We start from the raw sequence: 18,547 nt of genomic DNA, 5'->3' as shown, positions 1-18,547 counted from the left end.
CTCTCTCAGTGCCGCTTCAGCGACCGCTGTGTCGCTTCAGGAAGTCGAGAATGTGCGGGAAGACGTCCCGGTGCGCGTTCGCCCCGATCAGGGGGTCGATGTGCCCGTATCCGGGCAGGATCCGCAGTTCGTGCCGTCCCGGCGCCGCCTTCGACAGGACCCGGTGGCAGACGATGTTGGAGTCGGTGAAGACGTCGTTGTGATCGCCCGTCAGGAACAGGATCGGCGTGCCGACGTCGGCCGCGTTGACCAGGTAGTCGTCGGGCAGCGCCGCGAGCCGCGGGTCGCCGGTGTCGTACTTCACCGCCCGGCCGGCGGCCACCATCTTCCGCACGTGCCGGTAGTAGTGCAGGTCGCTGGCGCCGTTGAGGTCGGCGAGCCGCTCGTGCACGTGGGTGCTCGGCGCCAGGTTGCGGTGGCGGTACATGGCGGGCCTGCCGCTGCCCCACATGAAGCTCTGCATGTGGCAGGCCGCCTCCCGGCACTCGGGATGGAAGAAGGAGACGGCGCGGGCCAGCAGCCACCGCCGCGTCAGCGGGGGCGCGTCCTTGAACCGCGGGTCCAGGTACGACAGACCCGTGCCGTACTCCAGCAGCGTGGGACCGAGGGCGAGCTTGAGACGGGCCCAGCGATGCACCCGGGGGGTCAGCGCGACGCTGTTGGCGACGAGGCTGGCGATCCCGCTCACGGCGCCGGAGAACAGGCTCATGTGGAAGGACACCGACCCCAGGCAGTGGGCCACCACGTGGATCCGCCGCGCCCCCACGTGGCGGCGGATCTCGCGCAGTGCTGCCGGGTGGTCGTACTGGGCGATGTCGTCCAGCGTGTGCCGGCGGGTCTCCATGGTGTACGGAAACCTGTTGCTCATCCGGAAGTCCAGCGTCCACACCTCGCCGAACCCGCCGTCGTGCAGGAACCGGACCAGATTCGTGTGCTCCGGCATGATGAACATGTCGCTCGACGAGGTCAGGCCGTGCACGAGAAGCACGACGTCGTCCTGCGCCCCCTGCGCCGGCGCGTCGCCGCGGCGGAACCGGGTGAGTTGTAGCCCCAGTTCGTCCTCCGTGGCGAAGGGATGGACCGTGACCTCGGCGTCCCCCACGCCGTCGAGCGTGAACCGGGGTATGCGGTGTTCCATTCGATCGCCTTTCTGCCGAGGGCTACCTTTCCAGGCCCACCCGTACCGGCGGCATCGTGGAAAACCCGTACTTACCGCCTGAGAGCGGTCGCCACGCCGACCCGGGAGGTGACCTCCAGCTTGGCGAAGATCCGGGACAGGTGCGTCTCCACCGTCCGGACGCTGAGAAAGAGCCGCTCGGCGACCTGCTGGTTGGTCAGCCCTTCGGCGACGAGTAGCGCCACCTCCAGCTCGCGGGGCGACAGCCCGAACCGGGGCGCGTCCCCGCCCGGGGCCGTGCTCGCGCCGCCGCCCACCCGCACGCCGAGGCGGCGAAGCTCCCGCTCGGTGCGCGCCTTGAGCGTGCGGGCGCCGCAGGAGTCGAAGATCTCGGCCGCGGCGCGCAGGCTCTCCCGCGCGCGGCCGCGGCCGTCCGGCGTCCCGAGACACGCGAGCCCGGCGGTGAGCAGGGCCCGGCCCGCGTCGAGCCGCCGCCCGCCCGCGTGCAGCAGGCGGGCCGCCTCCTCGGCGGCCACGGCCGCCGCGCACGGGTCCTGGCGGGACAGCGCGTGCGCCCGGGCGAGCGCGGCGAAGCCGCAGTACGCCGGCAGGCGCGGGTCCTCCAGCCGTACGGCGAGCGCCGCCCACTGGGCGGCCCGCGCGCTCGACTCCGCGTCGGTCTCCTGGGCGGCGTCCGCGTAGGCGAGCGTCTCGCACGCCTGCAGCAGCGTCCCCGGGTCCAGTCGCGGCGAGTCGAACCGGTTGCACGCGTCCAGCACCGCCTCGACGCCCTCGGCGTACCGGCCCGCGTTGACCAGGGCCTGTCCGCGGGCGTAGCGGGCCGTGGCCTCCCAGGTCTCGCCCGCCCCGACGCCGCGGTGGACGGCCTCGTCGCCGGCCCGCAGCGCCGCCTCGTCGTCGCCGCTCCACGACTCGACCAGACAGACCTGGGTGAGCGCGAAGACGATCTGCTGGCCGGAGTCGAGCAGTCGTGCGCCCTCCACGGACTCCTCTGCGGTGGCCGCGGCCTCGGCCAGGCGGCCCGTCGCCGCCAGCGTCTTGGCCCGGCCCGCGAGCAGGTTGGTCAGGATGTAGCTCTGGCCCGTCGACCGGGCGACGGCCGCCGCCCGGTCGAAGTGCCGCAGCGCGTCGCCGTAGCGGCCGAGGTAGGAGTCGGCCCAGCACAGCCAGGCGAGGGCGTCCAGCCACTCGGACAGGTGCTCGTCCGGCGCGTCCGCGAGCAGCTTGCCGGCGATCTCGGCGTACCGCAGCGCGTCGTCCGTACGGCGGGCGGCCAGGGCGGGCATCGGGCGCAGCGCCGCCACGGCGACCGCGAGGCCGGGCTCCCAGTCGTCGGCGTTGTCGGGCATCAGGTCGAGCACGGCCTGGGCGGCCCGGAAGTCCACCCGCATCATGCTCTCGGCCACCAGGCGCATCCGCATCGGCACGGCGGCGGCCGCCCGCGGGTTGGGCATGTGGCTCAGCTCGTCGAGCAGCAGCGCCCGCGCCTCGTGCGGGCGGTCGAGCTGACGCTCCATCAGTGCGCACACGCGGGCCGCCCTGCCCCGGCGGGGGTAGTCGTCCTCGGGCAGCATGCGCAGCAGCTCGCGCGCGGTGTCGCGGCCCTCGGCCAGCCTGCCGCTGATTCCCTGCGCCCAGCTCAACTCCATCATCAGGGCGAGCCGGTCCTCCCGGGACGCGGCGTCGTCGGGCATGAGCCGCAGCGCGGCCTGCAGCCAGTGCGCCGACGTGGCCGGCGCGTGCGCGGTGACCGCCCGGGACGCGGCCACCAGCACCTCGACGGCCCGCTGGTCGCCGAGCGACCCGGAGTGTTCGACGTGGTGGGCCTGCGCCGTCGCGGGAGCCCCCAGCTCGGCCAGGTGGGCGGCGATGCGCGCGTGCGCGCCCAGCCGCCAGCCCGCCGCCGCGGATTCGTAGACCGCGCGGCGCACGAGGGGATGGCGGAAGCGGAACCGGCCGCGAACGCTGCGAACGATGTCGCGCTCGACCAGCTCGTCCAGCGCGGCGAGCGTGGCCGCGGGCGGCACCTGCGCGGCCACGGCGGCGATGGTGGGCTCGAACTCGTCGGCGGCCACGGCAGCGGCCTGGGCCACCAGCAGCGCGCCGGGGGTCAGGTCGCCCAGCTCGACCCGGAGCGCCGCGAGGGCGGTCGGCGGCAGCTCGGTCACGTCGGTGCCGTCCATCCGGGCCAGCGCCTCCAGGTAGAAGGGGTTGCCCCCGCTGGCCTCGTACAGCGCCATGCCTCGCCCGCGGCCGACGCCCGGGCCGAGGAACTGCCGCACCTCGGTCGCGCTCAGCGGGCCGACCGCGACCTCGTGCCCGCGCGAGCCCGCCGTCGCCGCCAGCCTGGCCACCCGCGGGGCGGCCTGGGCAGGGCGGTAGGCCACGGCCATCAGCACCCGTCCGGCGGGCGGGTGACGCACGACATGCTCGAGGAACTCCATCGTGCCGTCGTCGGCCCAGTGGACGTCGTCGAGGACCAGCAGCAGGCCGGAGGGCCCGGCCAGCACGCCCACGAGCTGTCGTACGGCGCGGTAGAGCCGGTAGCGGGCCAGGCCGCTGCGGTCGTCGGCGAGCGCCGGCTCGTCCTCCGGGGAAAGCTCGCCGGCGGCGAGCCCGGGGAAGACTCCGGACAGCAACGCGGCCTGCCCGGCGCCCACCGCCCGGGCGACCTCCTGGCGGCGGGTGTCGAGGTGGTCGTCGAGTGCGTCCACCAGGGCGCTGTAGGGGAGGATCTGCTCGTATTCGGCGGCGCGTCCCCACAGCGGGGTGAAGCCGTCCCGGCCGGCCATCGCCGCCAGCTCGCCGAGCAGCCGTGTCTTGCCCGCGCCGGGCTCGCCGGTCAGCGCGAGGAACTGGAACCCGTCACGCCGGCTCGCGGTGATCGCGCCCCGCAGCGCGGCCAGCGCGTCCTGCCGTCCGACGAGTGGCGTGGAAGTGCCCGAGACGACCGGCCCGGCCGTGCGTCCATTCATTCGCACCCCACACGCGAACGCGGGCCGCCCCCCGCCGGCCGCGTAGACAACACCCAGTAAAAGCACTTTACAGATCGCCGGAGTGTCCGAAGTACACCGCTCAACATTGACACCCTTTGGAAAGTATTCGAAAAGGAACCGGTCAGTTCGGGCGATTCCGGGATCAGGGGCGCATGGCACCGGGTACGGGACGCGTCGTTCACACATCGTCACCGCGGAGGTGCCAGGTGCTGGACCGGATCGCCGATCCCAGGGGGCGGCGCACGCCGTACGGACCTCCCGACGCGGTGGAACGGCTGGCCGCGGCGCTGCCCAGCCACATGCGCGACGCGCTTCCCCCGGTCATCCGCCTCGGCAGTCCCTGGCCGGTGCGCGTGGACCTGGTCCTGGAGGACGGCCTCTCCGAGTCGCAGGTCGAGCACTGGGCCCGCGCCGTCTCCGCGGCGGGCGCCAACGGCGACGCCCTCGACCTCGCGGTGCGCGGCGGCCGGATCGTCGGCGTGCGCGGCCGCGCGGGCGACCGCGTCAACCACGGCAGGCTCGACCCCCGGGAGTGGCACGCCTGGCAGCCGCGCGCGGGCCGGCTCACCCGCCCCCTGGTCCGAGAGGGCGGGACAGGCGAGGACGGACGGCTGGTCGAGGCGACGTGGGACGCCGCGATGGACCGGATCGTGGCGAGGTCGAGGCACCTGCTCGCCCGTGCCGGCGGCTGGGGCCGCCTCGCCTTCCACACCGGCACGCGCCTGTTCCTGGAGGAGCACTACACCCTCGCCGTCATCGGCAAGGCGGGGATCGGCACCCCGCACATGGACGGCGACACCCGCTGGGGCGCGGCGGCCGCCGCGGCCGCGCTCGCGGCGAGCTTCGGCATCGACGGCCAGCCCGGCTCGTGCACCGACGTGGACCACTGCGACGCGCTCGCGCTGTGGGGCCACGACTGCGCCGCCTCCCACCCCGTGCTGTGGGAGCGCATGCTGGACCGGCGGCTCGGGTCCGGGCCGCCCGCCATGATCGCGGTCGGTCCCGAGGGGACGGCGGCGGCGGGGGAGGCCGACGTCCACCTCGCCGTGCGCCCCGGCACCAACGTGGCCCTGCTCAACGGGCTGCTGCACGAGCTGATCGCGGGCGGCTGGCACGACGCGGCGTACGTCGCCGCGCACACCGTCGGATTCGAACGGCTGTGGCGGGTCGTCGAGGCGTACCCCGCCAAGCGCGCGGCGGAGATCTGCGGGGTGCCGGTCGCGCTGATCGAGCAGGCCGCCGAGATCCTGGGCGCCGCCGAGCGGCTGGTGTCCACCGTGGGCCCGGACTTCCTGGGCTCCAACCAGGCGACCGCCGCCGCATGCCAGGTCAACAACGTCCACCTGCTGCGCGGCATGCTCGGCCGTCCGGGGGCGGGGCTGTTCCAGCTCGGCGGGCCGGGCTGCGACGCGCTGGAGGCGGGCTCGGCGGCGGACCTGCCCGGGCTGCGCAACTGGGCCGACCCGGGACATGTGCGTGAGCTGGCGGACCTGTGGAACGTCGACCCCGCGGTGATCCCGCACTGGGGGCCCGCCACGCACGCCGGTCAGATCCTGAGGTACGCGGAGGAGGGCTCGGTCGGGCTGCTGTGGATCACGGCGTCCGACCCGGTGACCGCGGTGCCCGGCCTCGACCGGATCCTCGCCCGGGAGGACCTGTTCGTCGTCGTCCAGGACCCGTACCTGACCGAGACCGCGCGCCTGGCCGACGTGGTGCTCCCGGCGGCGGCCTGGGGCGAGAAGACCGGCACCCTCACCGGCGCGGACCGCACCGTGCACCTGTGCGAGAAGGCGGTCGAGCCGCCGGGGGAGGCCAGGGCGGACCTCGACATCCTGCTCGACTACGCGCGGCGGATGGACCTGCGTGATCGGGACGGCCGGCCGCTCGTGCACTGGACCGACGCGGAGTCGGCGTTCGAGGCGTGGAAGGCGTGTTCCAGGGGCCGTCCGTGCGACCACACCGGGATCACCTACGAGCGGCTGCGGGCCGGCGGCGTCCAGTGGCCCTGCACGCCGGCCGGCTCACAGGGGGCCGAGCGCCTGTACGCCGGAGGATGCTTCGCCACTGGCCCGGGGTGCTGCCAGACGTTCGGGGCCGACCTCGCCACCGGGGCCGAGTACGGCGAGGAGCGATACCGTGCCGAGGACCCCGGAGGGCGGGCCTTCCTCCACGCCGCCGACTTCGAGCCGTCTCCCGAGGTCGCCGACGACGAGCACCCCCTGGTCCTCACCACCCACCGGGCGCTGCGCCGCTTTCCGGCCCGGCTGGCCCGCCTCGGCGCCGCCGTGCCAGAGCCGTTCCCGGCCGAGCCGTGCCTGGAGGTCCACCCCGGGGACGCCGCGGTGCTCGGTGTCGAGGACGGCGACCTCGTCCGGGTCGAGTCGCCCCGCGGTGTGCTGGAGGCCGTCGCGCGGCTGTCCGGCGTACGCCCGGGAGCCGTGGTGCTGCTGCTCGACGGGCAGGGCGAGGCCACGGCGCGGGCGGCGGCGGAGCTCACGCTCACCGCGTGGGATCCGGTGTCCCGGCGCCCGCTGCGCACCGCCACGGCGGTCCGGCTGGTGAAGGCCGGGCGGCGCGGGGACGCGGCGATGGAGGACGGCCTCTGCTCACCGGCCGCCGCGCATCTCGGCCGCAATGTGACCACGTGGCCCGAGGTGACGGCCACAGCCGGAGGAGGGGAGACGCCGGAACGCTACGAGGAGGTCTGACGTCCGCGATCGCCGGAGACGAGGTGGGTCGGCCTACCGGAAGGAAGCGACGAGCCATGATCCCTGCACGCGCACGCACCGCTTCGGGGGACGCCGCCCGCGGGTGGGACGATCCGTGAGCGAGCATCTGGCGCGCTATCTGGAGACGCTGTCCCGTACGCAGCACGAGCTGTCGTCCGGGTTCCGCGCGCTGTGGCGCGGCCATCCCCGGGAGGCCGACCTGTGCGGCGTCTGCGAGCGCCTGGCCGCGCAGTGCCACGATCACGCCGATCGGCTGGAGACCTTCCTGCGTCGGTGCCGCTCCGCCGATCCCCGCGAGCCCGGTCCCCGCGAGCCCGGTCCCCGCGAGCCCGGTCCCCGCGAGCCCGGTCCCCGCGAGCCCGGTTTCCGCGAGCCGAGCCCCCGCGATCCGCGTCTCGCGTGGTCGAGAGCAGGGGAGCCACGTCCCGCCGAGCCTGGGTCGCCCGGGGTGAGACCGCCGGCCCCGGGGGCGTCGCGCCTGGAGACCGCGGGATTCGACGCCGGCGGGTTCGACAGCGTGACTTTCGACGGCGCCGGTTTCGATGCCGGGGGGTTCAATGGCGGGGGGTTCGACGGTGGGGGGTTCAACGGCGGAGGGTTCGACGCGGCGGGCCTGGATACGGCCGACCTGCGGCGGGTGGTTCGCGGGGCCGCGGAACGGGAGAGGGGGAGCGTCGAGGGCGCGGCCTCCGGGGCGGCGCGGCTCCCGCCCGTGACGCCCGGGGGCGGGGACGACGGCGGGGACGACGGCGGGGACGGCGGCGGGGGTCTCGCGCTTCTGCGGGACCTGCATGGGCTGTACCTCCTCGCCACCGAGTGCGACCTGTCCTGGAGCGTGGTCGCGCAGGCCGCCCGCGGGCTCAGGGACGACGATCTGCTCGGCCTCGCCCGCCATTGCGCCCCCGAGACGGCCCTGCAACTGCTCTGGCTGCGTACCCGGATGCACCGGGCCGCGCCGCAGGTTCTGGTCGTCCCGTCCTGGTAGTTCCTCCGGTCGCCGGACGCGGCCCGCTCGCCTGCCGTTCATGGCATCCGCTGCGTGCGGAAAATGGCGACAAAGCCCGTCATTAAGAGGAAATCTAGACGTGCCCAGTATGATTTCGGACGAAATAGATTGTGTGGGCACGGGGGAAATTGGTAGAAGATTATCTCGGTGCTGGAGGCCGGTGGGGACCGGCCGCGCCGATCGTGATACCGGTGCTCGTGGCGGGGGCGTGCCGGTGGCGGCGGGAACGCTTTGCCGGTGAGGCGGGCGCCGTGCCGCGATTTCTCCGGCGGCGCCGGTCGCAATGGGCGGCCGGCGCCGACGTGGAGGGCCGGGGCCTAATATCGAGATGAATCACGCTATGTCCGGTGGTATACCGAATGGTTGTCGGGCTTCGCGGCGACCGGGGCGCGACATCAGCGGATCAAACGGTGCGGTATGACCGCTCCCTCCGCCTTCATCGAGCGGGCCACGCGGTCGCCCTCATCGGTGTTGGCGAGCCAGACATCCGTCAGTCCGAGCGTCCAGCCGCGGTTCTCGCATTCGCTGATGATCCGCGCGAAAGCGTCTTCTGGCTCCAGGGCCCAGGCCTCGAATCCCGAGTCGCCGATGGTTCCGGCGACGGCCAGTCGTCGGGCGAGAAGCGTTCGCACGGCGGTCAGCGCCACTCTTCTCGATTCGGCCGCTGTCCCGCGGGACAGAACCGCTGCGCGATGAACGACGTGACCCAGGGTGACCCAGTCGTCCAGGCCCTCGTCCAGGATCTCCGTCAACAGGGCGCGAACCGTCTCGTTCACGGACGCGCCGTCCTCCGGTGTGATCGACGCGGCGCCTGGGGCCGGCAGTGGAAATGCCGAAGGCCGGACCTCCTCGAGTGGGAATCCGGCCTTCGAATCATGGTGGACGATACTGGGATTGAACCAGTGACCTCTTCCGTGTCAGGGAAGCGCTCTCCCGCTGAGCTAATCGTCCGTGCCCGGATGTCGTCCGGGCTCCGAGCGGAAGACGGGATTCGAACCCGCGACCCTCACCTTGGCAAGGTGATGCTCTACCACTGAGCCACTTCCGCAGCCATCGCTCGGGGTTTTCCCCGGCGACGCGTCACTAACTCTAGCGGATCCCGGGGGGTGCCGGTGCCAACTGCCGCCGATCCCGTGGCCCGACGCGCCGCGTGACCGAAGCGGGGCGGGACGTTGACCCGCGGGGGAGGCCGCGCGCAGGATGAGGCCGCGACCGTGCACACGGATGGGCTACGCCATGGCGAAGGTACTGATCATCACCGGTGACGCGGCCGAGGACCTGGAGGTGATGTATCCGTACCAGCGGCTTCTCGAGGAGGGCTACGAGACGCACATCGCGGCGCCGGTGGCCAGGAAGCTGCAGTTCGTGGTGCACGACTTCGTCGAGGGCTTCGACACCTACACAGAGAAGCCGGGCCACACCTGGGCGGCCGACGTCGCCTTCTCCGAAGTGGACCCGGACGAGTACGCCGCCCTGGTGATCCCCGGCGGGCGCGCCCCCGAGTACATCCGCGGCGACCGGAACGTCCAGGAGATCGTTCGCCATTTCGCGGAGGCCGGCAAGCCGATCGCCGCGCTCTGCCACGGACCGCTGGTGCTCGCGGCGGCCGGGGTGCTGAAGGGCCGGGAGAGCAGCGCCTACGCCGCCTGCGCGCAGGACGTCGAGAGCGGAGGCGGCACCTGGATCGACAGTGAGGCGCACGTCGACCGGAACCTCGTGACCGGGCGGGCCTGGCCGGACCACCCGGCGTGGATGCGCGAGTTCATGAAGGTGCTGCGCGCCGCCGCCCCGGCGACCTGATCGCCGGCTGCGAGGGGACGGATCGCGGCCCATCGGCCCCGGATCTTCGGCCCGGATCCGCCCCCGATCGCCTGTGTCGTGTCTTCGGGGCGGCACCCGGCGGGACTCGTGTTCCTCGAGGGGCGACGCGACGGGGCGAAGATCGGCGGGAGGGACACTACAGTCGTCCGGCATGACCGAAACCCCTCCCTATCTCACCGCGACGGCTGAGGCGTACGACGCCGTCGCCGTCCTCTACGCCGAGCTCTTCCGGGACGTGCTCGACCGCCTGCCGCTGGACCGCGCGCTGCTCGCCGCGTTCGCCGAGTCCGTACGGGCCGCCGGCTCCGGGCCCGTGGCCGAGCTGGGATGCGGCCCCGGCGCCGTGACGGCGCACCTGCGAGACCTGGGACTGGACGTCTTCGGCGTCGACCTGTCGCCCAAGATGATCGAGATCGCCCGCGAGGCCTATCCCGATCTGCGCTTCGAGCTCGGATCCATGGACGCGCTGGACCTCGGCGACGGCGAGCTGGGCGGCATCCTGTCCTGGTACTCGGTCATCCACACCCCGCCGCGGGAACTGCCGCCGTACTTCGCCGAGTTCCGCCGCGTCCTGGCCCCCGGCGGACACCTCCTGCTCGGCTTCTACGAATCCGAGGGCGATCCGGTGTCGGAATTCGACCACAAGGCGGCGCCGGCGTACCGATGGCCGATCGACGACCTCGCCGGGCTGGCCCGCGAGGCGGGTTTCACCGAGATCGGACGGATGCTCCGTGAGCCTCTGGAGGGCGAGCGGTTCCGCCAGGGCCGCCTGCTGATGCGCAGACGATAGCGGCCAGGGGGGTGTCTCCGGCTTGATCCTGCCCGAAAACGGGCAGGAAACTTGTTAGTCGGCATCTGCACTGCGTTAGGGTCCTGCTCTGTGTCCACGGCACGGCATCCCTTCGAGGACCTGATCGGCCACCTCACCCGGACCACGTCACTGGGGCCGGGTGAGGCGGCCCGCGTGGTGGCCGACGTTCTGGCGTACTTCGGCGAGCCCGCGGAAGAGTACGTGCGGCGCCGCCACGGCGAACTCAAGTCGAGGGGGCTGACCAACGACCAGATCTTCCCCAGGATCTCCGCCGAGCTCGCGGGAAGGCGTGTCGCGGCACCGGAGCTGACCCTGCGCCAACTCCGGCGGATCGTTTACGGATAGGAGCGGTTATGTGCGGAATCGTCGCTTATGTCGGGCCGAAGGATGCGGCGCCCATCCTGCTCGAAGGTCTCCAGCGGCTGGAGTACCGCGGCTACGACTCGGCCGGCCTCGCCGTCGTGAACGCCAAGAGCCTCAGGACGCGCAAGGTCAAGGGCCGGGTCGCCGACCTGGCGGCGGAGGTGCCCGCGAAGTTCAAGGGCACGATCGGCATCGGGCACACCCGGTGGGCCACGCACGGCGCGCCCAGTGACGTGAACGCGCACCCGCACCTCGACCAGGAGCAGCGGATCGCCGTCGTGCACAACGGCATCATCGAGAACGCCGACGAGCTGCGCCGCCGCCTCGAAGGCGAGGGCGTGAAGTTCGAGAGCGAGACCGACAGCGAGGTGCTCTCGCACCTCATCGGGCGCATGGTCAAGGACACCGACTCGCTGCGGGAGGCCGTCCTGCGGGCGCTGAAGAGCGTGGTCGGCACGTACGGCATCGCCGTCGTCGACGCGCAGCGCCCCGGCGAGATCGTGGTGGCCCGCAACGGCAGCCCGATCGTGCTCGGCCTTGGCGAGAAGGAGATGTTCGCCGCCTCCGACGTCGCCGCGCTCATCCGCTACACCCGGCAGGTCGTGCACCTGGAGGACGGCGAGCTCGCGGTCATCAAGGCCGACGGGTTCACCACGTTCACCAGCGACGCGAGGGAGACGGCCAAGGAGCCGTTCACGGTCGACTGGGACGCCGGCCACTACGACAACGGCGGCTACGAGCACTACCTGCTCAAGGAGATCTCCGAACAGCCCGAAACGGTCGCCCGCACGCTGCGCGGCCGGATGGACGACCGGTTCCACATCGCCCACCTCGGCGGCCTCAACATGGACGCCCGCGAGACCCGCTCGTTCCGTCGCGTGAAGATCATCGGCTGCGGGTCCGCGTACTACTCCGGCCAGATGGGCGCGCAGCTCATCGAGGAGCTGGCCCGCATCCCCGCCGACGCCGAGCCGGCGTCGGAGTTCCGCTACCGCAGCCCCGTCGTCGAGCCCGACACCCTGTACGTCGCGATCAGCCAGTCGGGCGAGACGTACGACACCCTCGCCGCCGTGCAGGAGCTCAAGCGCAAGGGCGGCCGGGTGCTGGGCATCGTCAACACCGTCGGCAGCGCCATCGCCAGGGAGACCGACGGCGGCATCTACCTGCACGCAGGTCCCGAGGTCTCGGTGGCCTCCACCAAGGCGTTCACCTCGACGGCCGTGGCGTTCGCGCTGCTCGCCCTGCACCTCGGCCGCGTACGCGACCTGTCGCCGGCCGACGGCCGCAGGATCTGCGAGGGCCTGCGCCGGCTGCCCGAGCAGATCGAGGAGATCCTCACGCTGGAGGATCGGATCAAGGAGCTGGCCAAGAAGTACGCCGACGCGCCCGGCATGATGTTCGTCGGCCGGGTGCGCGGCTACCCGGTGGCCCGCGAGGGCGCCCAGAAGCTCAAGGAGATCTCCTACGTCCACGCCGAGGCGTATCCGGCGAGCGAGCTCAAGCACGGCCCGCTCGCACTGATCAGCCCCGAGTTGCCGACCGTCGCGATCGTCCCCGACGACGAGCTGCTGGACAAGAACCTCACCACGCTCGGCGAGATCCGGGCCCGGCACGGGCGCATCCTCATGGTCGGCCACCGCACCTCCGAGGCGGCCGACGACTGCATCGTGGTGCCCAAGAACGAGGTCGAGCTCGACCCCATCCTGCTGACGATCCCGCTGCAGCTGTTCGCCTACCACGCCGCCGTCGCCCTGGAGCGCGACGTCGACCGCCCGCGCAACCTCGCCAAGAGCGTGACGGTCGAGTAGAACCCCTTCCTCCCGTACGGCTCGCGCCGCAGGCGCGAGCCGGACGGTCCGGGGTTCGGCGCAATGCCGGGCGGCCCCGGCGCCGATGTACGGGTATGCATGTGACCTACTTCGTGATGGCGCTGCCCGTCGTCGCCGTCCTCGTGTTCACCCTGGTGCGGGCAGCACGCCGGAGCCGTGAGCAGTTTGGGCGCGTACGGCAGATCGCCCGGCAGCAGTTGCCCGAGTCGGCGCCGCAGCGGACCGAGCTGGAGGAGCTGGTGAACCTTCTCCAGGCGCGTCTCAATCGGACGCAGTGGGCCCGGTTGCTCCTCGGCGCGGTGGTGGGATACGCCGTCCAACTCGTGGGCGACGCCCCGCTGGGCAAGCGAGATCGCGTCCTGCGTGCCCGCGACCCCTGACAGCAAGCGGAACCCGCCCGCGAAAGCGGGACGACGCCCTCAGTCGAACCAGACGACCAGGCGCACGCCTTCGGGTCCGAATCGCTGCGCCAGCGCCCGCATCACCGCGAAGACGTGCTCCCACCCGGTGCCCGGTCCCAGCACGTCCAGTCGCGTCACCGGGCCGTACTCGAGGGTCTGTCCCGAAACCTCCCAGCGGCCCGCGGGGGCCCCGAGGGGCGAGGTGCCCAAGGGCGGCATCCCGTACCGCTCGACGACCTCATCGGGCCACCGGTCGTCGATCCGATACCGCGTGATCGAGTGGCCGCCTTCCGAATGCACATCGAGCACTCCTCGGGCGGCGGGGCGGACGGTCATGTCCAGATCACGAAGCTCCGCCCATGAAACCCACGTGCTGCCATGAATGGCGGCATCCATCCGCGCGCAGTCCTCATAGTGGGTACGGACGGGTCCCGAAACGTCGGCCGGCAGGCCCCGGCCGGCCGCGACAGGGGTCCAGCCAAGCCGGTTGCGAATGCCGAAGAGGCAACCGAGCGACGCGTAGTCATTGACGCCATAGAGCGGGTAAAGAGGCAGGGAAACGCTCCACGCGTCTCCCTCGTACCAGTCCTCGTCGGCGTGCGGGTGACGCATCTCTATGAATCCGTAGATGTCGGTGCCCATCCGGACAGGGTAGGGGTGTGGGCGCGAAGCGCGGCCGCCCTCCCGCATGTCCACGTCCTCCGGCAGCAAGCGGCACGGCCCTCGTGCTCCCGCAGGCCACCGCCGCGACCCGCATCGATCGCCGCAGCCGTAACGTCCGTTATGTGGTGACATGGTGTGGTTACTCATAGTCTGTGCGTGTAAGGGACTCTTCGGGCGGGAGGGTGCCGACATGCGACGCCGTACGGTCCTCGCGCTGGGAGCCCTGGCCCTCGCGGGCGCGTGTGGCGTCCAGGCGCCGCCGTACCGGAGGGAGCTCTCTCTCGCGGTCCCCGGGCCGCCCGGAGGATGCGGAGACGGCGTCGCCGCCGGGTTCAAGGCGCTCATCGAGGGGCGCCGCTGGGCCCGGGCCGTACGGATCAGGCGGGAGACCGGTGACGGCGGGCAGTTGCTCGCCCGGCCGGGCGGGCCGCGGACCGATCTGGTGATCGCCGACCCGGCGCTGCTCGCCGCCTGCGCGCTGACCCGTGACCCGCTCCTGGTCACGAGGGCCGTCCCGCTCGCTCGGCTGGCGGGGGAGTGGGAGGTGCTGGTCGCCTCTCCCGACTCGGGCTACCGCACGTTCGAGCAGTTCGCCGCCGCTCTGCTGCGCGACCCCGGCGGGCCCGGAGTGGGCGGCGGCGCCGACCGAGGTCCGGAGCACCTGCTGCTCGGCCTGACCGCGCGGGGCCTGGGAGCCGACCCGCGCCTGCTCCACTACGTCGCGTTCGACACCAGGGCGCAGGCCGTCGCCGCGGTCCTCGACGGGCGGATCGCTCTCGGGTTCGGCAGCAGGCGCGAGGTCGCCCCCCACGTGCGCGCCGGACGGCTGCGGCCGCTCGCCGTCTCCTCCGCCGAGCGGCTGCCCGGAGTGGACGCGCCGACGCTGTCGGAGTCGGGCGTACGGATCGTGTACGCCGACTGGACCGGGCTGATCGCTCCGCCTGGCACGCCCGGGCGGGACGCCCTGCTCGATCTGTGCCGGGCCGTCGCCGGCACTCCGGGATGGCGGAGCCTGTGCGAGCGTAACGACTGGACGCCGATGTGGCTCGAGGGCGACGACTTCCGGCAATGGCTGACCGTCGAGGCGCGCCGTACGGCTCTGCTGCTCAATGATCTCGGATTGCACTGAAAAACACAACTTGTAGGGCCGGTTGCGATCAGGGCCACAAGATGTAGGATCCATCGCGTTGCTGGTTCACCTAGGTGAGGCAAGAGGGAACCCGGTGCGAATCCGGGACTGCCCCGCAGCGGTGAGCGGGAACGACCGCCGTCGGCACAGCACGGTGCTGTGTCCTCAAGCACTGGGCGCGAGCGCGCCCGGGAAGCGACGGCCAGTAGGACCGGTGGGGCGTGAGCCCGGCCGGACGCCCGCGAGTCCGAAGACCTGCCAGTGACGGCGCGCGCATGGGCGCGCGCCCCGCGCCGGGCCTCGCGGGAGGGTTCGCCGCACCGTCACGGCACGTCTGTTTCGTGCGCGTGCGCCGCGGCATCCCCCTTCTCCGATCCGGCCGGACACGGAACGACGAGGAGGGGGCATCTGATGACGATCACCGACCCGGCGCCCGGCCTGGCGCGGGCGGACGGCGCGCGCGACGTGGCGGCCGTGTGGCAGGCCATCGAGGAGGCGGCGGCCGGGGTCATCGCCGACCCGGAGAACTCCCGCCGGGCGGCCCGGCTGCTGAACGGGCTGATCGCGGAGGAGGCGGCGGCCGAGGGGGTGCGCACGTTCTCCGAGTCGGTCGCGGCCGCCCACGCCGCCGGGCTGCTGGGCGACGTCGTCGCCGCGTTCGTGGCCGACGAGGCCGAGTCGCTCGACGCGCTGATCGACCCGGCGGCCGACGACCGCTTCGAATACTTCGGGCTGCGCACGGTCTACGACCGCTACCTGCTGCGTCACCCGGTCACCCGGCGGGTGCTGGAACGCCCGCAGCACTTCCTGCTGCGGGTCGCCTGCGGCCTGTCGGCCTCGGTGGCGGAGGCGGCCGAGCTGTACGGCCTGATGTCCACCCTGGCCTACCTGCCCAGTTCGCCGACGCTGTTCAACTCGGGCGCCCGCCGGCCGCAGCTGTCGTCGTGCTTCCTGCTCGACTCGCCGCGCGACGAGCTGGAGAGCATCTACGAGCGGTACGGCCAGGTGGCGCGGCTGTCGAAGTACTCCGGCGGCATCGGCGTCGCCTGGACCCGGGTGCGCTCGCGCGGCTCGCTCATCCGGGGCACCAACGGCCTGTCCAACGGCATCGTGCCGTGGCTGCGCACGCTCGACGCGTCGGTGGCGGCGGTCAACCAGGGCGGCAGGCGCAAGGGCGCGGCCTGCGTCTACCTGGAGACCTGGCACGCCGACATCGAGGAGTTCCTGGAGCTTCGCGACAACACGGGCGAGGAGTCGCGCCGCGCCCACAACCTCAACCTGGCCAACTGGGTGCCCGACGAGTTCATGCGCAGGGTCGAGGCGGACGGCACGTGGTCGCTGTTCGACCCCAAGGAGACCCCCGAGCTGACCGACCTGTGGGGTGAGGCGTTCGACGCCCGCTACCGCGAACTGGAGTCCGCCGGGCGATATGTCCGGCAGGTGCCCGCCCGGGCCCTGTACGCCCGGATGATGCGCACCCTCGCCCAGACCGGCAACGGCTGGATGACGTTCAAGGACGCCGCCAACCGCGCGTCCAACCAGACCGCGCTGCCCGGCAACGTCATCCACCTGTCCAATCTCTGCACCGAGATCCTGGAGGTCACCAGCGACGGCGAGACCGCCGTCTGCAACCTCGGCTCGGTCAACCTGGCCGCCCACCTGACCCCCGAGGGGGACGCCGTAGACTTCGGCAGGCTGCGCGCCACCGTCCGCACCGCCGTGCGGTTCTTGGACCGGACGATCGACCTCGGCTTCTACCCGACGCCGGAGGCGGAGGCGGCCAACCGGAAGTGGCGGCCGGTGGGGCTCGGCGTCATGGGCCTCGCCGACGTGTTCTTCGCGCTGCGCCTGCCGTTCGACGCGCCGGAGGCGCTCACGCTGTCGACCCGCATCGCCGAGGAGATCGCGCTCGCGGCGTACGGCACCTCGGCCGACCTGGCCGTCGAACGCGGGCGCCACCCCGCCTACGAGGAGACCCGGGCGGCGGGCGGCGTGCTGCACCCCGACCACTTCCCGTGCGCACCGGCGCACCCGGAGGAGTGGGCCGCGCTGCGGGCCAGGATCGCGGAGACCGGGCTGCGCAACTCCCTGCTGGTCGCGATCGCGCCGACGGCCACGATCGCCTCGATCGCAGGCTGCTACGAGTGCGTCGAGCCGCAGGTGTCCAACGTCTTCAAGCGCGAGACGCTGTCGGGAGAGTTCCTCCAGGTCAACCGGTATCTCGTGCGCGATCTCCAGGCCCTCGGCCTGTGGACCAGGCCGATGCGCGACGCGATCAAGCTCAACGACGGCTCGATCCAGGACATCACGACCATCCCAGACGAGATCAGGACGCTCTACCGCACCGCCTGGGAGCTCCCGCAGAAGGCCCTCATCGACCTGGCCGCCGCGCGGCAGCCGTACGTCGACCAGTCGCAGTCGCTCAACCTCTTCATGGCCGCCCCCACCATCGGCAAGCTCTCCTCGATGTACGCCTACGCCTGGCGGTCGGGCCTGAAGACCACCTACTACCTGCGCTCCCGTCCGGCGACGAGGATCGCCCAGACGACCGTGCCGGCCGTCACCCCCGATGAGGCCGTCGCCTGCTCCCTTGAGAACCCGGAAATCTGCGAGGCATGCCAATGAGAACGATGCTGCTCGACCCCGGTATGGACCTGACCCTGCGCCCGATGCGCTACCCCGGGTTCTACGAGAGGTACCGCGCGGCGATCAGGAACACCTGGACGGTGGAGGAGGTCGACCTCGCCTCCGATCTCGCCGACCTCGCGACCCTCGACGAGGGGGAGCGGCACCTGATCAACCGGCTCGTGGCGTTCTTCGCCACCGGCGACTCGATCGTGGCCAACAACCTCGTGCTGAACCTCTACCAGCACGTCAACGCCCCCGAGGCGCGGCTGTACCTGAGCCGCCAGTTGTTCGAGGAGGCGGTGCACGTCCAGTTCTACCTGACGCTGCTGGACACCTACCTGCCCGACCACGACGAGCGGGTCAAGGCGTTCGCGGCCGTGGAGCACATCCCGTCGATCCGCGACAAGGCGGAGTTCTGCTTCCGCTGGATCGACTCGATCAGCGAGCTGAACCGGCTGGAGACCCGGGAGGACCGGCGGGCCTTCCTGCTCAACCTCGTCTGCTTCGCCGCCTGCATCGAGGGCCTGTTCTTCTACGGCGCCTTCGCGTACGTCTACTGGTTCCGCTCGCGCGGCCTGCTCGGCGGCCTCGCCACGGGCACCAACTGGGTGTTCCGCGACGAGTCGATGCACATGGAGTTCGCCTTCGAGGTGGTGGACACCGTGCGCCGCGAGGAGCCGGACCTGTTCGACGCCGAGCTGGCGGCCCAGGTGACGCGGATGATGGAGGAGGCGGTCGCCGCCGAGCTCGCCTTCGCCCGCGACCTGTGCGGCGACGGGCACGGCGTCATGAGCGCCGACAACATGCGGCGCTACCTGGAGTACGTCGCCGACCGCAGGCTCGCCCGGCTCGGCCTGCCCGTGCGGTACGGCACGGACAACCCCTTCCCCTTCATGGAGTTCCAGGACGTGCAGGAGCTGGCGAACTTCTTCGAGCGCCGGGTCTCGGCTTACCAGGTGGCCGTCGAAGGCGACGTCAGCTTCGACGAAGCCTTCTGATCTCGCTGTTTTCGGCGCTCCCATAAAGGGCAAAG

General features: G+C 72.2%; 14 protein-coding genes, 2 tRNA genes and 1 riboswitch. Of the genes, 10 read left to right on the top strand and 6 right to left on the bottom strand.

Annotation, left to right across the window (positions count from 1 at the left end; all coding sequences use genetic code 11):
* Nucleotides 1-16 precede the first annotated feature (16 nt).
* On the bottom strand, nucleotides 17-1,138 hold the full coding sequence (locus ACQPZZ_RS26000; protein ID WP_432923136.1) for an alpha/beta fold hydrolase: 1,122 nt from the start codon (nucleotides 1,136-1,138) through the stop codon (nucleotides 17-19).
* Between the two features lie 71 nt (nucleotides 1,139-1,209).
* A complete protein-coding gene (locus tag ACQPZZ_RS25995; protein WP_432923133.1) occupies nucleotides 1,210-4,113 on the bottom strand; it encodes an ATP-binding protein in 2,904 nt (967 codons plus the stop codon).
* 227 nt (nucleotides 4,114-4,340) lie between these two features.
* Here ACQPZZ_RS25995 and ACQPZZ_RS25990 point away from each other — a divergent pair, with 227 nt between their 5' ends.
* Nucleotides 4,341-6,842 (top strand): molybdopterin oxidoreductase family protein, encoded by a 2,502-nt coding sequence (locus ACQPZZ_RS25990; protein WP_432923130.1) that lies wholly within the window; start codon nucleotides 4,341-4,343, stop codon nucleotides 6,840-6,842.
* A gap of 115 nt (nucleotides 6,843-6,957) precedes the next feature.
* Nucleotides 6,958-7,848 carry a hypothetical protein gene (locus ACQPZZ_RS25985; RefSeq protein WP_432923127.1) on the top strand — a complete coding sequence of 297 codons (891 nt, stop codon included), beginning with the start codon at nucleotides 6,958-6,960 and terminating at the stop codon, nucleotides 7,846-7,848.
* A 416-nt stretch (nucleotides 7,849-8,264) separates the two neighbouring features.
* On the opposite strand, the gene ACQPZZ_RS25980 is transcribed toward ACQPZZ_RS25985, so the two are convergent.
* The 3 genes from ACQPZZ_RS25980 to ACQPZZ_RS25970 form a co-directional block, all read right to left on the bottom strand.
* Nucleotides 8,265-8,645: a hypothetical protein gene (locus ACQPZZ_RS25980; RefSeq protein ID WP_432923124.1), complete on the bottom strand. Its 381-nt coding sequence runs from the start codon at nucleotides 8,643-8,645 to the stop codon at nucleotides 8,265-8,267.
* A gap of 100 nt (nucleotides 8,646-8,745) precedes the next feature.
* Nucleotides 8,746-8,820 (bottom strand) — tRNA-Val (locus ACQPZZ_RS25975).
* Between the two features lie 25 nt (nucleotides 8,821-8,845).
* A tRNA-Gly gene (locus tag ACQPZZ_RS25970) sits at nucleotides 8,846-8,917 on the bottom strand.
* A gap of 188 nt (nucleotides 8,918-9,105) precedes the next feature.
* On the opposite strand from ACQPZZ_RS25970, the gene ACQPZZ_RS25965 reads away from it, so the two are divergent.
* From ACQPZZ_RS25965 to ACQPZZ_RS25945, 5 genes are all read left to right on the top strand, one after another.
* Nucleotides 9,106-9,669: a DJ-1/PfpI family protein gene (locus tag ACQPZZ_RS25965; RefSeq protein ID WP_432923121.1), complete on the top strand. Its 564-nt coding sequence runs from the start codon at nucleotides 9,106-9,108 to the stop codon at nucleotides 9,667-9,669.
* 172 nt (nucleotides 9,670-9,841) lie between these two features.
* The gene (locus tag ACQPZZ_RS25960; RefSeq protein ID WP_363640013.1) at nucleotides 9,842-10,480 is read left to right on the top strand and encodes a class I SAM-dependent DNA methyltransferase; all 639 of its coding nucleotides are present in this window, start codon (nucleotides 9,842-9,844) and stop codon (nucleotides 10,478-10,480) included.
* Between the two features lie 90 nt (nucleotides 10,481-10,570).
* Nucleotides 10,571-10,846 carry a hypothetical protein gene (locus tag ACQPZZ_RS25955; RefSeq protein ID WP_030505148.1) on the top strand — a complete coding sequence of 92 codons (276 nt, stop codon included), beginning with the start codon at nucleotides 10,571-10,573 and terminating at the stop codon, nucleotides 10,844-10,846.
* Between the two features lie 8 nt (nucleotides 10,847-10,854).
* Nucleotides 10,855-12,672 carry a glutamine--fructose-6-phosphate transaminase (isomerizing) gene (gene glmS / locus ACQPZZ_RS25950; RefSeq protein WP_432923118.1) on the top strand — a complete coding sequence of 606 codons (1,818 nt, stop codon included), beginning with the start codon at nucleotides 10,855-10,857 and terminating at the stop codon, nucleotides 12,670-12,672.
* Nucleotides 12,673-12,767: 95 nt separating this feature from the next.
* Nucleotides 12,768-13,073 (top strand): hypothetical protein, encoded by a 306-nt coding sequence (locus tag ACQPZZ_RS25945; protein WP_432923116.1) that lies wholly within the window; start codon nucleotides 12,768-12,770, stop codon nucleotides 13,071-13,073.
* A 39-nt stretch (nucleotides 13,074-13,112) separates the two neighbouring features.
* On the opposite strand, the gene ACQPZZ_RS25940 is transcribed toward ACQPZZ_RS25945, so the two are convergent.
* Nucleotides 13,113-13,736 (bottom strand): hypothetical protein, encoded by a 624-nt coding sequence (locus ACQPZZ_RS25940; RefSeq protein ID WP_432923113.1) that lies wholly within the window; start codon nucleotides 13,734-13,736, stop codon nucleotides 13,113-13,115.
* A gap of 211 nt (nucleotides 13,737-13,947) precedes the next feature.
* On the opposite strand from ACQPZZ_RS25940, the gene ACQPZZ_RS25935 reads away from it, so the two are divergent.
* The 3 genes from ACQPZZ_RS25935 to ACQPZZ_RS25925 all read left to right on the top strand — a co-directional run bounded on the left by ACQPZZ_RS25935 (nucleotide 13,948) and on the right by ACQPZZ_RS25925 (nucleotide 18,512).
* Nucleotides 13,948-14,886, top strand: a complete 939-nt coding sequence (locus tag ACQPZZ_RS25935; RefSeq protein WP_432923110.1) for a Bug family tripartite tricarboxylate transporter substrate binding protein — start codon at nucleotides 13,948-13,950, stop codon at nucleotides 14,884-14,886.
* 45 nt (nucleotides 14,887-14,931) lie between these two features.
* Nucleotides 14,932-15,163, top strand: a riboswitch (cobalamin riboswitch).
* A gap of 134 nt (nucleotides 15,164-15,297) precedes the next feature.
* Nucleotides 15,298-17,511, top strand: coding sequence for a ribonucleoside-diphosphate reductase subunit alpha (locus ACQPZZ_RS25930; protein ID WP_432923107.1), 2,214 nt, complete (start codon nucleotides 15,298-15,300; stop codon nucleotides 17,509-17,511).
* Entirely contained in the window at nucleotides 17,502-18,512 is a 1,011-nt protein-coding gene (locus ACQPZZ_RS25925) for a ribonucleotide-diphosphate reductase subunit beta (protein ID WP_432923104.1), read from the top strand. The genes ACQPZZ_RS25930 and ACQPZZ_RS25925 overlap by 10 nt, the downstream gene beginning before the upstream one ends.
* Nucleotides 18,513-18,547: the final 35 nt, after the last annotated feature.

The organism is Microbispora sp. CA-135349 (assembly GCF_050947365.1).
Taxonomy (GTDB): Bacteria; Actinomycetota; Actinomycetes; order Streptosporangiales; family Streptosporangiaceae; genus Microbispora.
The sequence above is the reverse complement of the archived record's forward strand: the minus strand, read 5'-3'. Positions and strand labels throughout refer to the sequence as shown.

Excerpts from the sequence above, each read along its gene's own strand:
- ACQPZZ_RS26000 (WP_432923136.1), bottom strand. The coding sequence starts at position 1,138 with ATGGAACACCGCATACCCCGGTTCACGCTCGACGGCGTGGGGGACGCC.
- ACQPZZ_RS25995 (WP_432923133.1), bottom strand. The coding sequence starts at position 4,113 with ATGAATGGACGCACGGCCGGGCCGGTCGTCTCGGGCACTTCCACGCCA.
- ACQPZZ_RS25965 (WP_432923121.1), top strand. The coding sequence starts at position 9,106 with ATGGCGAAGGTACTGATCATCACCGGTGACGCGGCCGAGGACCTGGAG.
- ACQPZZ_RS25960 (WP_363640013.1), top strand. The coding sequence starts at position 9,842 with ATGACCGAAACCCCTCCCTATCTCACCGCGACGGCTGAGGCGTACGAC.
- glmS (WP_432923118.1), top strand. The coding sequence starts at position 10,855 with ATGTGCGGAATCGTCGCTTATGTCGGGCCGAAGGATGCGGCGCCCATC.
- ACQPZZ_RS25945 (WP_432923116.1), top strand. The coding sequence starts at position 12,768 with ATGCATGTGACCTACTTCGTGATGGCGCTGCCCGTCGTCGCCGTCCTC.
- ACQPZZ_RS25940 (WP_432923113.1), bottom strand. The coding sequence starts at position 13,736 with ATGGGCACCGACATCTACGGATTCATAGAGATGCGTCACCCGCACGCC.
- ACQPZZ_RS25935 (WP_432923110.1), top strand. The coding sequence starts at position 13,948 with ATGCGACGCCGTACGGTCCTCGCGCTGGGAGCCCTGGCCCTCGCGGGC.
- ACQPZZ_RS25930 (WP_432923107.1), top strand. The coding sequence starts at position 15,298 with ATGACGATCACCGACCCGGCGCCCGGCCTGGCGCGGGCGGACGGCGCG.
- ACQPZZ_RS25925 (WP_432923104.1), top strand. The coding sequence starts at position 17,502 with ATGCCAATGAGAACGATGCTGCTCGACCCCGGTATGGACCTGACCCTG.